Source organism: Streptococcus oralis (assembly GCF_022749195.1).
Lineage (GTDB): Bacteria > Bacillota > Bacilli > Lactobacillales > Streptococcaceae > Streptococcus > Streptococcus oralis_CI.
This window is the reverse complement of sequence record NZ_CP094226.1, coordinates 1,104,396-1,119,059: the sequence shown is the minus strand read 5'-3', so window position 1 is coordinate 1,119,059 and position 14,664 is coordinate 1,104,396. Positions and strand designations below refer to the sequence as shown.

Annotated in this window: 16 protein-coding genes and 1 pseudogene; 16 read left to right on the top strand and 1 reads right to left on the bottom strand. The window is 39.7% G+C overall.

Annotated features, from left to right (window positions below):
- Positions 1–9 precede the first annotated feature (9 nt).
- The 13 genes and pseudogenes from MP387_RS05475 to MP387_RS05410 all read left to right on the top strand — a co-directional run bounded on the left by MP387_RS05475 (position 10) and on the right by MP387_RS05410 (position 11,086).
- Positions 10–705 (top strand): imm11 family protein, encoded by a 696-nt coding sequence (locus MP387_RS05475; protein ID WP_242745629.1) that lies wholly within the window; start codon positions 10–12, stop codon positions 703–705.
- 409 nt (positions 706–1,114) lie between these two features.
- Positions 1,115–1,495, top strand: coding sequence for a hypothetical protein (locus tag MP387_RS05470; RefSeq protein ID WP_242745627.1), 381 nt, complete (start codon positions 1,115–1,117; stop codon positions 1,493–1,495).
- Positions 1,496–1,571: 76 nt separating this feature from the next.
- On the top strand, positions 1,572–1,970 hold the full coding sequence (locus tag MP387_RS05465) for an NTF2 fold immunity protein (RefSeq protein ID WP_242745625.1): 399 nt from the start codon (positions 1,572–1,574) through the stop codon (positions 1,968–1,970).
- Positions 1,971–2,059: 89 nt separating this feature from the next.
- Positions 2,060–2,989 (top strand): hypothetical protein, encoded by a 930-nt coding sequence (locus tag MP387_RS05460; RefSeq protein ID WP_242745623.1) that lies wholly within the window; start codon positions 2,060–2,062, stop codon positions 2,987–2,989.
- 101 nt (positions 2,990–3,090) lie between these two features.
- Entirely contained in the window at positions 3,091–3,450 is a 360-nt protein-coding gene (locus tag MP387_RS05455) for a hypothetical protein (protein ID WP_242745621.1), read from the top strand.
- 55 nt (positions 3,451–3,505) lie between these two features.
- Positions 3,506–3,895 carry an SMI1/KNR4 family protein gene (locus MP387_RS05450; protein ID WP_242745615.1) on the top strand — a complete coding sequence of 130 codons (390 nt, stop codon included), beginning with the start codon at positions 3,506–3,508 and terminating at the stop codon, positions 3,893–3,895.
- 221 nt (positions 3,896–4,116) lie between these two features.
- A complete protein-coding gene (locus MP387_RS05445) occupies positions 4,117–4,668 on the top strand; it encodes a hypothetical protein (protein WP_242745613.1) in 552 nt (183 codons plus the stop codon).
- 59 nt (positions 4,669–4,727) lie between these two features.
- Positions 4,728–5,333, top strand: a pseudogene (locus tag MP387_RS05435) (DUF6707 family protein).
- Between the two features lie 39 nt (positions 5,334–5,372).
- Positions 5,373–5,870 (top strand): NUDIX hydrolase, encoded by a 498-nt coding sequence (locus tag MP387_RS05430; protein WP_242745608.1) that lies wholly within the window; start codon positions 5,373–5,375, stop codon positions 5,868–5,870.
- Positions 5,867–6,307, top strand: a complete 441-nt coding sequence (locus MP387_RS05425; protein WP_242745606.1) for an ASCH domain-containing protein — start codon at positions 5,867–5,869, stop codon at positions 6,305–6,307. Before MP387_RS05430 ends, MP387_RS05425 begins: the two co-directional genes overlap by 4 nt.
- A gap of 121 nt (positions 6,308–6,428) precedes the next feature.
- Positions 6,429–8,975, top strand: a complete 2,547-nt coding sequence (locus tag MP387_RS05420) for a M1 family metallopeptidase (protein WP_242745604.1) — start codon at positions 6,429–6,431, stop codon at positions 8,973–8,975.
- Positions 8,976–9,084: 109 nt separating this feature from the next.
- Positions 9,085–9,759 (top strand): two-component system response regulator CiaR, encoded by a 675-nt coding sequence (ciaR, locus tag MP387_RS05415; protein WP_000590630.1) that lies wholly within the window; start codon positions 9,085–9,087, stop codon positions 9,757–9,759.
- The gene (locus MP387_RS05410; RefSeq protein ID WP_242745602.1) at positions 9,749–11,086 is read left to right on the top strand and encodes a sensor histidine kinase; all 1,338 of its coding nucleotides are present in this window, start codon (positions 9,749–9,751) and stop codon (positions 11,084–11,086) included. The genes ciaR and MP387_RS05410 overlap by 11 nt, the downstream gene beginning before the upstream one ends.
- Before the next feature lie 63 nt (positions 11,087–11,149).
- Here MP387_RS05410 and MP387_RS05405 read toward each other — a convergent pair whose 3' ends face one another.
- Positions 11,150–11,434: a DUF3270 domain-containing protein gene (locus MP387_RS05405; protein WP_084918530.1), complete on the bottom strand. Its 285-nt coding sequence runs from the start codon at positions 11,432–11,434 to the stop codon at positions 11,150–11,152.
- Between the two features lie 385 nt (positions 11,435–11,819).
- On the opposite strand from MP387_RS05405, the gene MP387_RS05400 reads away from it, so the two are divergent.
- The 3 genes from MP387_RS05400 (at position 11,820) to MP387_RS05390 (ending at position 14,623) form a co-directional block, all read left to right on the top strand.
- Positions 11,820–12,875, top strand: coding sequence for an ABC transporter permease (locus tag MP387_RS05400; RefSeq protein WP_242745600.1), 1,056 nt, complete (start codon positions 11,820–11,822; stop codon positions 12,873–12,875).
- Between the two features lie 13 nt (positions 12,876–12,888).
- Entirely contained in the window at positions 12,889–13,569 is a 681-nt protein-coding gene (locus MP387_RS05395; RefSeq protein ID WP_242745593.1) for an ABC transporter ATP-binding protein, read from the top strand.
- A 124-nt stretch (positions 13,570–13,693) separates the two neighbouring features.
- On the top strand, positions 13,694–14,623 hold the full coding sequence (locus MP387_RS05390; RefSeq protein WP_000411181.1) for a peptidase U32 family protein: 930 nt from the start codon (positions 13,694–13,696) through the stop codon (positions 14,621–14,623).
- Positions 14,624–14,664 lie beyond the last annotated feature (41 nt).

The window sequence follows — 14,664 nt, the reverse complement described above, 5'->3', positions numbered from 1 at the left end:
GAGAAAACTATGAAGTACTACTTTGTGATGGATGATAAAGCAAATAAATCCTTTAATTTTGATGTTGAATACGGACGAGTGGATTTTGAGATTCAAACGAAACCCTACGAAGAAGAATGGAGTAAACCGATAGAATATATCTATGATCCAAATTGTCCCGATGTGATCTATTATAATTTTGTGAATAAAAAACAATACATAAATAAAATAAATTTTGATTATGATTATTATTGGTATTCCCATGGTTTTATCCTTTCTAAAAAGTTAGCAACCATTTTTAAACAATTCAAAATTCAGGGTCATGTTTGGAAAAAGCTTAAATTTACAGTGAATGGCGATGTAATGGAAGCTCCTGACTTTTATCTATTTAAATTTAATACCTATACCAGAGATAATCCCGCTCCTGATTTTATTGATTATGAGAAAACAGAATCGTTCCCTTCTAAAACGATGTATACAGTATCAAGAAAAATAGTCTTAAAAGAGGATGTTGACTATGATATTTTTAAGCCTGGAAGGGTTGAATTACTTGCAGCGGCTGGCTTTGTCGTTACGGAGGAAGTAAAAGAAGCCATCGAATCGAATCGCTGTGGTCGAGGCATTCGTTTTTTACCGATTGAAACAGCTCAAGAAGAATATTGCAAACATAGTTTCAAGGATTTTAACGACTTAATAAAAAGACCAAAACCAAGAATACCCTGGTAAGTAGTAGCTATTCTTGCTGGTATCCTTTGCCTTTTCTTCAGATCTACAGACATAAAACTTCAATCTTAATTGGATGATAAGGGAGAGGAAGAAGGATATTTAAGTATTAAAAATTGTTAAAAGGTTGGCCATGATAAAGAACGTAAAAACTGATTTTGAAAAGAAGTTAAAAGCTTATCTAGCAGATAGATTTGCAGAATAGAAAGATATTAAAGTTTTAAAAAATGAAATACTCATTGAAGCAGAAAACGGACAGGGGATAATAAGATTCCTCTACCTAAGAAATCTCCAGGGCTATAATCTGTCAGAAAGTGTATCTATTCCAGCAATTCAAGATTTCTATGAGAAAATATCCCTTCCTTATAAACCAAATTTTCGGACAGATTTTGTATTGGTGATGAACACATCGATGGAAAGTAAGTACAGACAATTCTCTCCTACAGGTGCGGTCAGTTTACCTCTAGATGAAGAGGAGCAGGAGAAAGTTTGTGACTACCTCTACCAGAAAGTAAAGAATATTTACCTACCTAGGGTTCGAAATCTGCTCCAAGAAAACGAACAGGTCATAGAGGATGTTTTACGATTTCCTAATTATTATAAATATCCATTTTTGACTATCTTGTATATCATCGAAAAAAATGAGTTAAAACTAGAAAAAAATGATTGGGATGCTATTTTAAGTAAGCGTATTATGGGGAATAAAAGGTTTGATCAGCTTTTATTGGAACATTATTCCTTGTCTAGTTCATCATCTTCAGTTCTAGAAGTAGAGGATGAATTGACTAAATGAGATCCTATGAAACTACTGATATAACTACATAAGTTCCTGTCATGTGTAGGTGAAAAATCTGTTTTTAGGAGGAAATATGCCCCATACGAATCTAGCAAAAGAAACCTTCCTCCAGTTTATGCAGGCCATGTATTCTTGGGAGAGGAAAGCCACTAGGAGCTTAAAAAACAAAGCTGATAAAGAGATGTTGAAGGATGAATTAGCTGCTATATTTGATCAGTTTTGTAGATCTAAAAAAACACTCAGAGCAAGGGAAGTATCTTTATCTGTTCGATTTCCATTTGACTATAAAATAGAAACGCATCCCATCATTGATGAAGAGCATGACGGGAATCAAACTTACTTCTATATCAAGGAGAATCGTTCTGGTTTAGAAACTCTCTATCGTTTTCGAATGGTGTTTCAAGAAGGACGATGGTGGATTGATAAGAAAGAATGGCTTGGTGATGGGAAGTGGATCAATTCTTCCTTGTGATATACTGAAGAATGTAGGAAGACAGGAAGAAATGTGTTTCAAAAGACAGTGGTAGTCTAAGTGTAAGTAATGAAATGTTAGAGGTCAATATGAATAAAACACTTTCAAATCAAAAAAGAAAATTAACAACTATTAGAAATCAAGTACTAAAGGCGAGAGATTTTGATCTTGAAAAAGCACAGCTTTTTACTACTAAAGCAATTTTAGAAGCATTAAAAGCAGGCAAAAAAAGCCTTGAGATCAATTGGGAGGAAAACGGGAAAACAGAAACCTACTCCTATAAACATGTACGGATGGTTCATGCTATTCAACCATATACTTTGGTTTCTGAGTTCATTGAAAACAAGACATCTGAAACCTATCAATCTTTGCTAAATGGCTGTTTTTGTTCTGTAATGGCAGATATGGCTTCTGCTAAATACTTGGCTAAAGGGGGCTCAAACTTTGATACAGATATTTGTTTGAATATCTTATTTGCCCTTGCCTATCTAGATGATACTTATGTAGAGTGTTTAATTGATAAATTAGCCTATTTTAAAGAAGCCCAAGTTGAAAAAGGGAAAAAAATTATTTTCTTTTCAGCCCAGAGTTTATTGCCTTTAGTCGTTTTTCTTTATGGAAATGGACAGGGAGAGCAGTTAGCTAGCTTGCTCGAAAATGCCTGTGATGCTAAATATAAACCCTTGGACTCCAATCCTTATCATAATGTGAATGATGCCTATAAACAGGTTATGGAAACTATTTTTTCAGAGGATGTTGATGTTTTTAGAGAAACAATTATATCCATGTGTGATTATCATTTAGCGAACACCAAAGATAGTCATTTAGTTGAATTCAATACCTTACTATGGCAGTATTTCCCAATTGAAATCTTAGTTTTACTAAAAGAACGTCAGAAAAGAGGCCTCCCAATCGACGGGATTAGCCATCCCTTGCTTGATGACTTTTTACCCTATTTCTTTGATGACTTTCAGATATCCGAGCAAAATAAGATGATACTTGGCACAATCATAGAGTAGCAGTGTGAAATGATGAGCAATCGATTTATAGTAGTATCAATGTATAAGAAACATCCTCTTGAGGGAGTGATATTTCAATAGTAACAAAAAAGAGATAATTAATGAAAACCTATTTACTGGACGAAAGGATATTCCAGTATCCTGAATCGTTTAAAAAATTGATCGAACTCAATTTAGTTGATTTTGATTGTTGGTATCTATTGGATTCAGAATGGGCTCTATCTCTGTACAAGGGATTGCAGGAAAGGTACCCAAGCAGAAAGTTGATTCCGTTTGCTAAAAGAGGAGACTGTGATGATACAGCTTGTTTTGAAATAGGAAAGGGCAATAAGGTTCAACTCATTCATGATTTTGCTGCCGAAGGATGGGAGCAACGGAAAGAGTTTAACGACTTTTGGGAATGGGTAGAATATGCAGTCAAATGCATGATAGAGTATAACAAAGAGGATGGGATTGAATAATGGGAAGGCCCTATTATAGGGACGAAGAAACTGAACTACAAGGTAAGGAGAACAAATGGAAACGATTACCCAATTATTAAATGAGATTGAAAAAAGTCTCCAACAGCTAGATCATTCTTGTGTAGAACATCTAAATTCGGGAATAACTTCTCTAAAAATCCAAGAATTGTTTGAGGAAATTCCATTACAGCCGAACCAGGACTTGCATGCCCTTTATGCTTGGAGAAACGGATCAAAAGATAGTGAGGGAATCACACTCGGTGAGCTGGCATTTTTTCCTGGTTTCTATTTGATGTCTCTGGAAGAAAGTGTCCAGACCTACTTGGAACTAATAGAAACGGATACTTGGGACCAGTCTTGGTTTCCAATTTTTGCTAGCGGAGGGGGAGATTTTTATGCCATGATCCTGGCTCCAGAAGCTCAGGGGCAAATACTTGGTTTTTAGGTATTTGAAGAAGAGGCTCAGATCGAATACCGGTCATTGAAATCCATGCTCACAACCTTTAAAGTATGTTATGAACAAAGTATTATTTTCCAGAATGAACAAGGCTACTTGGATATGGATTATAAGAAGCATGCTGAGGTAGCTCATGAGATAAATCCAGAAGTGAAGATATGGCAGGAATTCCTAAAGGAGACGTAAGAGGAATGACCAAGGAGAGAAAAATGACAGTAGTTACTGTATTAAAAAAGATCATTAAACTCTATGAGGAAACAACGTTTATCCCCCAATCGGTGAGTTTTTCAGATGAAAAATTGAGGATCCAGTCCTCAGATTTGACAGGAGAATTACTTGATTACTATCAACACATAGCATTTGATAAGAATTTGTATTTTGCTAATGATAGTTTTAATATCATTTTGTTGCCTTTAGATTCTCATGCAAGGACAGTTGAATGCTGGGCTTTACAAGATGATCCTCAGTTTACTGAGGGGCAATACCAGATATTCGCTGCTACAGATATAGATGACATTCTTTTCTGCGATATAAGAGATGAAAAATCTCCTGTTTACGCTTGGATTCCTGGAGAATGTAATTATTACAAACTCAGTGAAAGTTTGACGGAGTTTTTTGAGTTCTATTTCGCTTTTTCAAATTTCTGGGGCCAAAGAGAAGATGTCCCTCTGGAGGAATATATTGTAGGGACAGGTGACTTGATAGAGCGCTATCTTTCCCCAAGCGTCCAAACAACAGCGAAAGATTATCTATTTCGGTAAGATTGACCTGAGAAAAGCCTTTCTTAGTAACACAAAGTGAGTTGGATAGGAGAAAAGAAATGAATGTGAAAGAACTAATCGAAGAGATTGAAAATGATGCTGAGCTAGTATCGTATTTGAACCTGGTCCTTAAAAGGAATAAGAAGCCCCAAGCTAGCTATCTCGAATCACTGAATCATCTGGCCTATTTACTTTATCTGGATGGTTAAGAGGTAATGGCTAAGAAATTATTAGATCGTATCATACAAGTTCCATTTGAAGGGAATTATAACACTTGGACCTTTGTTTCGAGCTCTCTGGTTTTATTGGCCTATCTGGAAAGAGAAAAAGAAAATCAGGTACTCGTCTATAAAAAACTCCTTTTGTCTCCATTAGAACATGGGGAGAAATCCACTCAAAAAATTAGAAGGAGAGTTCATCAGAGATTTTTGAATGGTGATAGCTTGGAGCAAAAGCTTGCAAAAATCGAGCAGGCTCCAAGCCCTGAATCAGAAATGGAACGTCGTCTGCTATACCTGACTGATTTATTAAAAATTCACCTCTTTATTGCTGAGTCAACTTGTGAAGAGACTGATATCCAGGCAAAAATCGAAGAGAATATGGAGATACTGAAGAAGTATATCAAAGAGTATGAAATCTATAGTCTCTTTCCTTTTAAGGGATAAGGTGAGCTAGCAATCTTGGATTTTTAGAAAGAGTGGAATATGGAAATCAAACATCACTTTGGCGTCTATGGCATTTGCTATGAGAAAGGAAAATTACTCTGCATTGAGAAAATGAGAGGGCCTTATCAGCATCGTTTTGATCTACCGGGTGGTAGTCAGGAAGTAGGGGAGGGGTTGACAGAAACTCTCAAGAGAGAAGTTCTGGAAGAGACAGGATATACTCTTAGCCGTTATTCAAATCCTAGGATGTATGATGTGCTGGTTCAAGAAGAGGGGCAAGACTTCGCTGTTCACCATATCATGGCCTTTTATGATATCGTACTCGATTTCGAGAGCTCTCAACAATCCCTTCCTCAGGAGGTTCTTGATGGAAGCAATGATTCAGCAAAGGCAATTTGGCTTCCTCTTGAGCAGATGACCGAAGAAAATGCTTCTCCCTTAGTATTGAAGGTAAAGGCAGAGTTACGAGGATTCCCAGAATTGGAACTGACAAGTTATAAGAATTGGAAGGTAAAAGAAAAGAAGGAGAACAAATGACACCTCAAGAAATGTGGAATGCGTATAAGCAAATTAACCCCTCTATCGGAGATGAGATAGATGCCTGGGCTTTTGGAGTGGAAGCCGATACCTTGGCAGGTTTGGTTTTAAAAGGCGAAAAGACAGCAACCGCCTCAGCTTACGATCTTTACGCAGTAGAGGACGAATCTCTTCCACAAGAAGGGACCTTCGATGTCATTTTAGACAGTCAAAATCAGGCTGTCTGTATCGTCGAAATTACAAAGGTTTTCGTTCAGCCTTTTCATCAAGTTTCTGCTGACCATGCCTTTAAGGAAGGGGAAGGTGACAAATCCCTAGCCTATTGGCGTCAGGTTCATGAGAAATTCTTCACGGAGTGGCTGGAGGAAGCGGGCTTGACTTTTACACCTGACAGCAAGGTTGTTTTAGAAGAATTTTGCAAGGTCTACCCACAGTAGACCGCTAGGATGAAGAAAGTTTTGGAAATTGCCGTCCAATCCTTTTTTCTTAAGCAAAACATGATATAATAAGTTTGTTTGAAGAAGAGTAAAACTCTTAAACTTAGAATAGGAGAAAACTATGCAAGCAGTTGAACATTTTATTACGCAATTTGTTCCTGAACATTATGATTTATTTTTAGACTTGAGTCGTGAGACCAAGACCTTTTCTGGGAAGGTGACCATTACTGGTCAAGCACAGAGTAACCGTATTTCCCTTCACCAAAAAGACCTGGAAATCACTTCTGTAGAAGTTGCGGGTCAAGCTCGTCCATTTACAGTTGATCATGAGAATGAAGCCCTTCATGTCGAATTGGCTGAGGCTGGTCAAGTTGAATTGGTTATTGCTTTTTCAGGAAAAATCACAGACAACATGACAGGTATTTACCCTTCTTACTACACAGTGGATGGTGTCAAGAAGGAAGTCTTGTCTACCCAGTTCGAGAGCCATTTTGCGCGTGAAGCCTTCCCATGTGTGGATGAGCCTGAAGCCAAGGCTACTTTTGACCTCGCTCTTCGTTTTGATCAAGCAGAAGGTGAAGTGGCCTTGTCAAACATGCCAGAAATTGATGTGGAAAATCGTAAGGAAACAGGCATCTGGAAGTTTGAAACAACACCTCGCATGTCTTCTTACTTGTTGGCCTTTGTAGCAGGTGATTTGCAAGGTGTGACCGCTAAAACTAAAAATGGTACCCTCGTAGGTGTCTACTCAACCAAAGCCCACCCACTATCTAACCTTGATTTCTCATTAGACATCGCTGTTCGCTCAATCGAGTTTTACGAAGATTACTACGGAGTTAAGTATCCAATCCCTCAATCACTTCACATCGCCCTTCCTGACTTCTCAGCTGGTGCCATGGAAAACTGGGGTCTTGTGACCTACCGTGAAGTTTACTTGGTTGTGGATGAGAACTCAACCTTTGCTAGCCGTCAACAAGTAGCTCTTGTGGTGGCGCATGAGTTGGCTCACCAATGGTTTGGAAACCTCGTGACTATGAAATGGTGGGATGACCTCTGGCTCAATGAAAGCTTCGCAAACATGATGGAATACGTCTGTGTGGATGCCATCGAACCAAGTTGGAATATCTTTGAAGATTTCCAAACAGGTGGGGTTCCAGCTGCGCTTAAACGCGATGCGACGGATGGCGTGCAGTCTGTTCACGTCGAAGTCAAACACCCAGATGAAATTAATACGCTCTTTGATGGCGCTATCGTCTATGCCAAAGGAAGCCGTCTCATGCACATGCTTCGTCGCTGGCTCGGTGATGCGGATTTTGCTAAAGGCTTGCATGCTTACTTTGAAAAGCACCAGTACAGCAACACCATCGGTCGTGACCTTTGGAATGCCCTTGGTCAGGCATCAGGACGTGATGTCGCAGCCTTCATGGATTCTTGGTTGGAACAGCCTGGCTATCCAGTTCTCACTGTCAAAGTTGAAAATGATGTCTTGAAGATTTCACAAAAACAATTCTTTATCGGTGAGCACGAAGACAAGAGCCGCCTCTGGGTAGTGCCACTCAACAGCAACTGGAAAGGTTTGCCAGACACACTTGAAACTGAAAGTATCGAAATCCCTGGCTATGCCGCTCTTCTTGCTGAAAATGAAGGAGCTCTTCGTCTCAACACTGAAAATACAGCCCACTACATTACAGACTATCAAGGAGACTTGTTAGATGCTGTTCTTGCTGAGCTAGAGTCACTTGATAACACAAGCAAACTGCAAATCGTCCAAGAACGTCGTCTGCTTGCTGAAGCAGGGCACATTTCTTATGCTGACTTGCTCCCAGTCCTTGATAAACTTGCTAAGGAAGAGTCATACCTTGTTGTATCAGCTGTTTCTCAAGTGATTTCTGCCCTTGAGCGCTTTATTGATGAAGGTACAGAAACTGAGAAAGCCTTTAATACACTCGTTGCTAAATTGGCTCGTCACAACTATGACCGTCTTGGCTTTGAAGCCAAAGACGGGGAATCAGATGAGGATGAATTGGTTCGTCAGTTGGCCGTTTCTATGATGATTCGCTCAAATGATGCAGAAGCTAGTCAAGTCGCTAGCCAAATCTTTGCAGCTCATAAGGAGAATCTTGCAGGACTTCCAGCAGCCATCCGTGCACAAGTTCTCATCAATGAGATGAAACACCATGAGACCAAGGACTTGGTCGCAACTTATCTGGACCTCTACACTCATGCGACAGATGCTGTTTTCAAACGCCAGTTGGCAGCTGCTCTAGCCTACAGTACAGATGCTGACAATATCCAAACCTTGATTCGTTCATGGAAGGACAAATTTGTGGTGAAACCACAAGACCTTTCTTCATGGTACCTTCAATTCCTCGGACACCAAGCTACACAAGAAACTGTTTGGGTTTGGGCGCGTGAAAACTGGGATTGGATTAAGGCGGCCCTTGGTGGTGACATGAGCTTTGACAGCTTTGTCATCTTCCCATCACATATCTTTAAAACAGAGCAACGCTTGGTAGAGTACAAGGAATTCTTTGAACCACAACTTTCTGACCTAGCTCTTAGCCGTAACATCCGCATGGGGATCAAGGATATCGCAGCGCGTGTTGACTTGATTAAGCGTGAAAAAGCAGCAGTCGAAGCTGTTGTAGCCCAATATGGCAAGGCTTAATTCGTTCAAAATGTAAACAAAAACTCAACTTTCTATCTGAAAAGAAGAGAGAGTTGAGTTTTTTTTAAGGCAATTTTGGTATAATAATCATAACAAGGAGGAGTTTCTGATGATAAAAATCTTATTAGTCGAAGATGACCTAGGCCTGTCAAACTCAGTATTTGACTTTTTAGATGATTTTGCAGATGTCATGCAGGTTTTTGATGGAGAAGAAGGTCTCTACGAAGCTGAAAGTGGCGTTTATGACTTGATTTTGCTTGACCTGATGTTGCCGGAAAAAAATGGTTTCCAAGTCTTGAAAGAATTGCGCGAAAAAGGAATTACCACACCAGTCCTTATCATGACCGCTAAGGAAAGTTTGGATGACAAGGGACATGGTTTTGAGTTGGGAGCAGATGATTATCTGACCAAACCTTTCTACCTAGAAGAACTCAAAATGCGGATCCAAGCCCTTCTCAAACGTTCAGGCAAGTTTAACGAAAACACCTTGACCTATGGAGATATTGTCGTCAACCTTTCAACGAATGAAGTGAAGGTGGAAGATACTCCTGTGGAACTACTCGGAAAAGAGTTTGAGTTATTGGTTTACTTCCTTCAAAATCAAAATGTTATTCTTCCTAAGACGCAAATTTTTGACCGTCTATGGGGGTTTGATAGCGATACGACGATTTCTGTTGTAGAAGTCTATGTCTCAAAAGTTCGTAAGAAATTGAAGGGAACAGCCTTTGCTGAAAATCTTCAAACCTTGCGTAGTGTCGGGTATATTTTAAAAGATGTTCAATAAACTAAAAAAAACATGGTATGCAGATGATTTCAGCTATTTCATTCGAAACTTTGGAGTGTTCACACTGATCTTCTCTGCTATGACCTTGATTATCCTCCAGGTCATGCACTCGATTCTCTACACTTCTGTAGATGAAAAACTCCAAGCCCTTAGTAGCAGTCCCCAAGCTGTCATCCAGTTAGCCCTGAATCGGGCAACTGAAGAGGTCAAGGATATTCAACCAGCAACAGCGGATGCCAACAAGGCTGAAATCAAACCCAATGTCAGCTCCAATACGGAAGTCTTGCTCTTTGACAAGGATTTTAACCAACTCTTACTGGGCAATCGTTTTTTAGGTTTGGACAAGATCAAGCTGGACAAAAAGGAGTTGAATCACATTCGCCAAATCCAAGTTGTCAATAGCTACGGTCAGGAAGAAACCTATCGGATGATTTTGATGGAAACAAATTCGTCCACTGTTTCAAGCAATGTCAAATATGCGGCGGTTTTAATCAATACCAGCCAGCTCGAGCAAATCAGCCAAAATCACGAGCATTTAATTGTTGTAGTCATGGCTAGTTTCTGGCTCCTGTCTTTAATTGCCAGTGTTTACTTGGCACGCGTCAGTGTCAAACCCTTGCTGGAAAGCATGCAAAAGCAGAAGCCCTTTGTTGAAAATGCGAGTCACGAACTGAGAACGCCTTTGGCCGTTTTACAAAATCGTTTGGAAAATCTCTTTCGAAAACCAGAGGCAACGATTATGGAATCCAGCGAAAGTATCGCTTCCAGTCTTGAAGAAGTTCGCAACATGCGCTTCCTCACGACCAATCTTCTCAACCTTGCACGTCGCGATGATGGAATCAAACCAGTAATAGCAGAAGTATCACCACAGTTCTTTAAGACGACCTTTGCTAACTATGAGTTGATTGCTTCTGAAAATGATCGAGTTTTTAACTACGAAAATCGGATTTATCGTCCCTTCATGACCGATCAGTTACTCCTAAAACAGCTCATGACCATTTTATTTGACAATGCCATCAAGTATACCGAAGAAGATGGGAAAATTGAGTTCGTAGTTCATGCTACAGATCGTCACCTCTATCTAACAGTAACGGATAACGGAATTGGAATCTCAGCTACTGACAAGAAGAAAATCTTTGACCGTTTTTATCGTGTAGACAAGGCAAGAACTCGTCAGAAAGGTGGCTTTGGTCTTGGACTATCCTTGGCCAAGCAGATCGTAGATGCCTTACGAGGAACGATTAGCGTAAAAGATAACAAACCTAGAGGAACAATTTTTGAAGTTAAAATCGCTATTCAATCTCCTTCAAAACGTAAGAATAAATAAAAAGACAGTTATATAACTGTCTTTTTTGATAACTAGAAAAGAGGTTGGTAGTAGTACCAACCATTATTTTAAAAATTTTCGTTTCATCATCTTTCGTTGAAGTTGTAAAAGGGCGAAACTAAGACCCATTGCAGCGATAAAGGATAAAGCTGTATTTAATTTTAAGGCTAAAAAGATAAAACTAAACAGTGCCATAAAAATACAGAAACAAGCGATATTTACAAAAAATAAAATCTCTTTTAGGTTAGGGCCGACTGGGGCTTCAGGTGTGTAATCTTGGTAAAGCGGAGTTTGTTTCGATTCGGGAGCTTGTTCAAACTCATAAGCTTCTAGTTTTCTTGCGGACATGATTCTCTCCTTAACAGTACATAACTATTTTATCATTTTTTATGCAGAGAATTATTACAGAATTGTTACAAAACTACTAAAGTCTCTTATCAACTTCTAAGTCTCTCTTCTTGACACCCACTAGAGAAAATGATAGCATGGATGTTACACTTAAAACAGATGACCTAACTTTCTCTATTATAAATATACTGAGAAAGGTAAGGATAACTTATATAAATTGATAGCAAGCTGAGGCCTTTTCCTAAGATGATTTGTTAAGTTGCTACCTGGATACTTTTGAAGAGTATTGGTAGGAGTTGTTTTGAATGGATGGAAGGACAGAGATTCTGTCTATTGGACTGGGTGGCATTCTTGCTACCTCTGGGAAAAGTAAAAGGAGATAAGCATGTATCTTGCTATCAAAGAGATATTACGAAACAAACTTCGATATAGTTTGATTCTAACTACCATTTTTCTTATCGCTTTTATGGTCTTTTTTATGACCAGTCTAGCTCTTGGTCTTGTGCGAAACAACCGAGCAGCTATTGATAATTGGCAAGCGACGGGTGTCGTTTTATCCGACTACGCAAATGATAATTTGACGGCATCCTTTATTCCTGAAAAGGACTACAAGGACAAGAGTTCTGAAGAGGCTGCTCCATTGGGCTATATGTTCGCTGTAACCAATCTAGTTGATGGTAGTGAAAAGGTCAATGTTTCCATTTTTGCTCAAGACTGGGACTCTTTTATCTCTCCTAGTTTGACGGAGGGAAGGTACCCAGAAGGGGATGATGAGGTTGTCGTGGATCAGTCTTTTGAGAACTATGGGATGAAGCTAGGCGATGCCATTCAGCTCAATGGAAGCGAGGCAAGTTACAAGATCGTAGGCTTGACTCAAGGAAATAAATTTTTCACCGAGCCAGTTGTCTTTACGAGTCTGACAACTTATTGGACCTTACAAGGAACCTTGAAAGCCAATCGTTCCGTCTCTGCCTTGGTATTGAAAAATGATATAGAAGTGGTCGGGGATGGTCTGAAACAGATTTCCATTCCAAAAATGATATCGAAAATTCCTGGTTACACACCTCAGGTTAATGTATTTTCAGGAATGATTCTTGCTATGATTGTCATTACAGGCTTGATTGTGGGAATTTTTGTTTATATCATTACCATCCAAAAACTAGGTCTTTATGGAATAATGAGGGCTCAGGGGATACAGATCAAAACCATTGTATGGTCTCTGTTCTGTCAAATCTTCCTCCTAGCTGGTATGGGGATTGCTTTAGCCTTGCTGGCAATTGGAGGAGTGATTTTAGTCTTACCAGCTACCTTCTTTTTCTATCCAAGTTGGATAGCCTACTCTGTCCTAAGTTTGGTAATTTCCTTGATGGCCCTTCTAGGTGGTGTCATTTCACTTCCACGCTTGCTAAAGGTGGACCCGATTACTGCGATTGCAGAATGATAAGGAGAATAGTATGACAGCATTGATTGAAATGAATCAAGTGACAAAAACCTACGGGGAAGGAAAGATGAAAGTCGTTGCCCTGCATGAGACGAATTTTCAGCTAAATGCGGGAGAGTTCGTAGCTATTGTTGGACCTTCTGGCTCTGGCAAGACAACCTTTCTAACAACTCTAGGACAACTTCAGGAAGCATCGAGTGGAAAGATTCTAGTAAAGGGGAAGGAAACAGGCAGTTTGACGGAGAAGGAAAAAACAGACCTCCGTTTTAGAGAGTTTGGTTTCATTCTCCAGGCTTCAAACCTAATTCCTTTTCTAACGGTCAAGGAACAGCTTGACTTGATAGACAGACTGGATAAGGGAAAAAATAGTAAAAGTGACCGAAAAGAGCTATTTGACTTGTTGGATTTGGAAAAGGTCCAGAATCAGTATCCCAAGGCTCTATCGGGTGGCGAACGTCAACGTGCCGCGATTGCTAGAGCGCTTTATAACAATCCGAGTATCGTTCTTGCAGATGAGCCGACAGCCAGTCTTGATACCGAGCGTGCTTACCAAGTAACGGAGATGCTGGCTGCCATTGCCCATGAACAAGGTAGAGGAGTTGTTATGATTACGCATGATACTCGCCTTCTTGATAAGGTTGATCGTATTTATGTCATGAACGATGGCCACCTAGTTGAAGAAACACATGCATAAAATAGAGTGAATGGTACAAGTTACTGTTCACTTTTTGATTGGGAAAGATAGAAACAAGTTTAACTTTTTGTGAAACTCTCAGTACCCATAGCTGATTTTTGAGAAATGTGGTATAATTTTTCTTATGGAAAAGATTATCATTACAGCAACTGCTGAAAGTATTGAACAAGTTGAACAACTACTCGAAGCTGGCGTAGACCGTATCTACGTCGGTGAGAAAGATTTTGGCCTTCGTCTGCCAACAACCTTTAGCTATGAAGAGTTACGCACCATTGCTAAGTTGGTTCATGAAGCAGGCAAAGAATTGATTGTTGCGGTTAATGCCCTCATGCACCAAGATATGATGGACCGTATCAAGCCTTTCCTAGACTTCTTGGAAGAAATTAAGACAGACTATATTACTGTTGGGGATGCAGGTGTCTTTTACGTTGTCAATCGCGATGGTTATTCCTTTAAGACCATCTACGATGCTTCAACCATGGTGACAAGTAGTCGTCAGATTAACTTCTGGGGTCAAAAGGCTGGCGCATCTGAGGCGGTTTTGGCGCGTGAAATTCCATCTGCTGAACTCTTCAAGATGCCTGAGATTTTGGAAATTCCTGCTGAAGTATTGGTTTACGGAGCTAGTGTCATCCACCATTCTAAGCGTCCACTCTTGCAAAACTACTATAACTTTACGCATATCGATGATGAAAAGACGCGTAAACGTGACCTCTTCTTGGCAGAGCCGAGTGACCCAGAAAGTCACTATTCCATCTTTGAAGACAATCATGGTACCCACATCTTTGCAAATAACGACCTTGATTTGATGACTAAATTGACAGAGTTGGTAGAACATGGTTTCACTCACTGGAAGCTAGAGGGACTCTACACACCAGGTCAGAACTTTGTGGAGATTGCTAAACTCTTTATTCAGGCGCGTGGCTTGATTCAAGAGGGTAACTTTAGCCATGACCAAGCCTTCTTGTTAGATGAGGAAGTGCGCAAGTTACACCCTAAAAACCGTTTCCTCGACACAGGATTCTATGATTACGATCCTGATATGGTTAAATAGGACACCAAAACCCGAAATAAAAATGTTCGGGTTTTTCCAGT

Bases quoted from the DNA above. Each gene is read 5' to 3' on its own strand.
- MP387_RS05475 (WP_242745629.1), top strand. From the start codon at position 10: ATGAAGTACTACTTTGTGATGGATGATAAAGCAAATAAATCCTTTAAT.
- MP387_RS05470 (WP_242745627.1), top strand. From the start codon at position 1,115: ATGGAAAGTAAGTACAGACAATTCTCTCCTACAGGTGCGGTCAGTTTA.
- MP387_RS05465 (WP_242745625.1), top strand. From the start codon at position 1,572: ATGCCCCATACGAATCTAGCAAAAGAAACCTTCCTCCAGTTTATGCAG.
- MP387_RS05460 (WP_242745623.1), top strand. From the start codon at position 2,060: ATGAATAAAACACTTTCAAATCAAAAAAGAAAATTAACAACTATTAGA.
- MP387_RS05455 (WP_242745621.1), top strand. From the start codon at position 3,091: ATGAAAACCTATTTACTGGACGAAAGGATATTCCAGTATCCTGAATCG.
- MP387_RS05450 (WP_242745615.1), top strand. From the start codon at position 3,506: ATGGAAACGATTACCCAATTATTAAATGAGATTGAAAAAAGTCTCCAA.
- MP387_RS05445 (WP_242745613.1), top strand. From the start codon at position 4,117: ATGACAGTAGTTACTGTATTAAAAAAGATCATTAAACTCTATGAGGAA.
- MP387_RS05430 (WP_242745608.1), top strand. From the start codon at position 5,373: ATGGAAATCAAACATCACTTTGGCGTCTATGGCATTTGCTATGAGAAA.
- MP387_RS05425 (WP_242745606.1), top strand. From the start codon at position 5,867: ATGACACCTCAAGAAATGTGGAATGCGTATAAGCAAATTAACCCCTCT.
- MP387_RS05420 (WP_242745604.1), top strand. From the start codon at position 6,429: ATGCAAGCAGTTGAACATTTTATTACGCAATTTGTTCCTGAACATTAT.
- ciaR (WP_000590630.1), top strand. From the start codon at position 9,085: ATGATAAAAATCTTATTAGTCGAAGATGACCTAGGCCTGTCAAACTCA.
- MP387_RS05410 (WP_242745602.1), top strand. From the start codon at position 9,749: ATGTTCAATAAACTAAAAAAAACATGGTATGCAGATGATTTCAGCTAT.
- MP387_RS05405 (WP_084918530.1), bottom strand. From the start codon at position 11,434: ATGTCCGCAAGAAAACTAGAAGCTTATGAGTTTGAACAAGCTCCCGAA.
- MP387_RS05400 (WP_242745600.1), top strand. From the start codon at position 11,820: ATGTATCTTGCTATCAAAGAGATATTACGAAACAAACTTCGATATAGT.
- MP387_RS05395 (WP_242745593.1), top strand. From the start codon at position 12,889: ATGACAGCATTGATTGAAATGAATCAAGTGACAAAAACCTACGGGGAA.
- MP387_RS05390 (WP_000411181.1), top strand. From the start codon at position 13,694: ATGGAAAAGATTATCATTACAGCAACTGCTGAAAGTATTGAACAAGTT.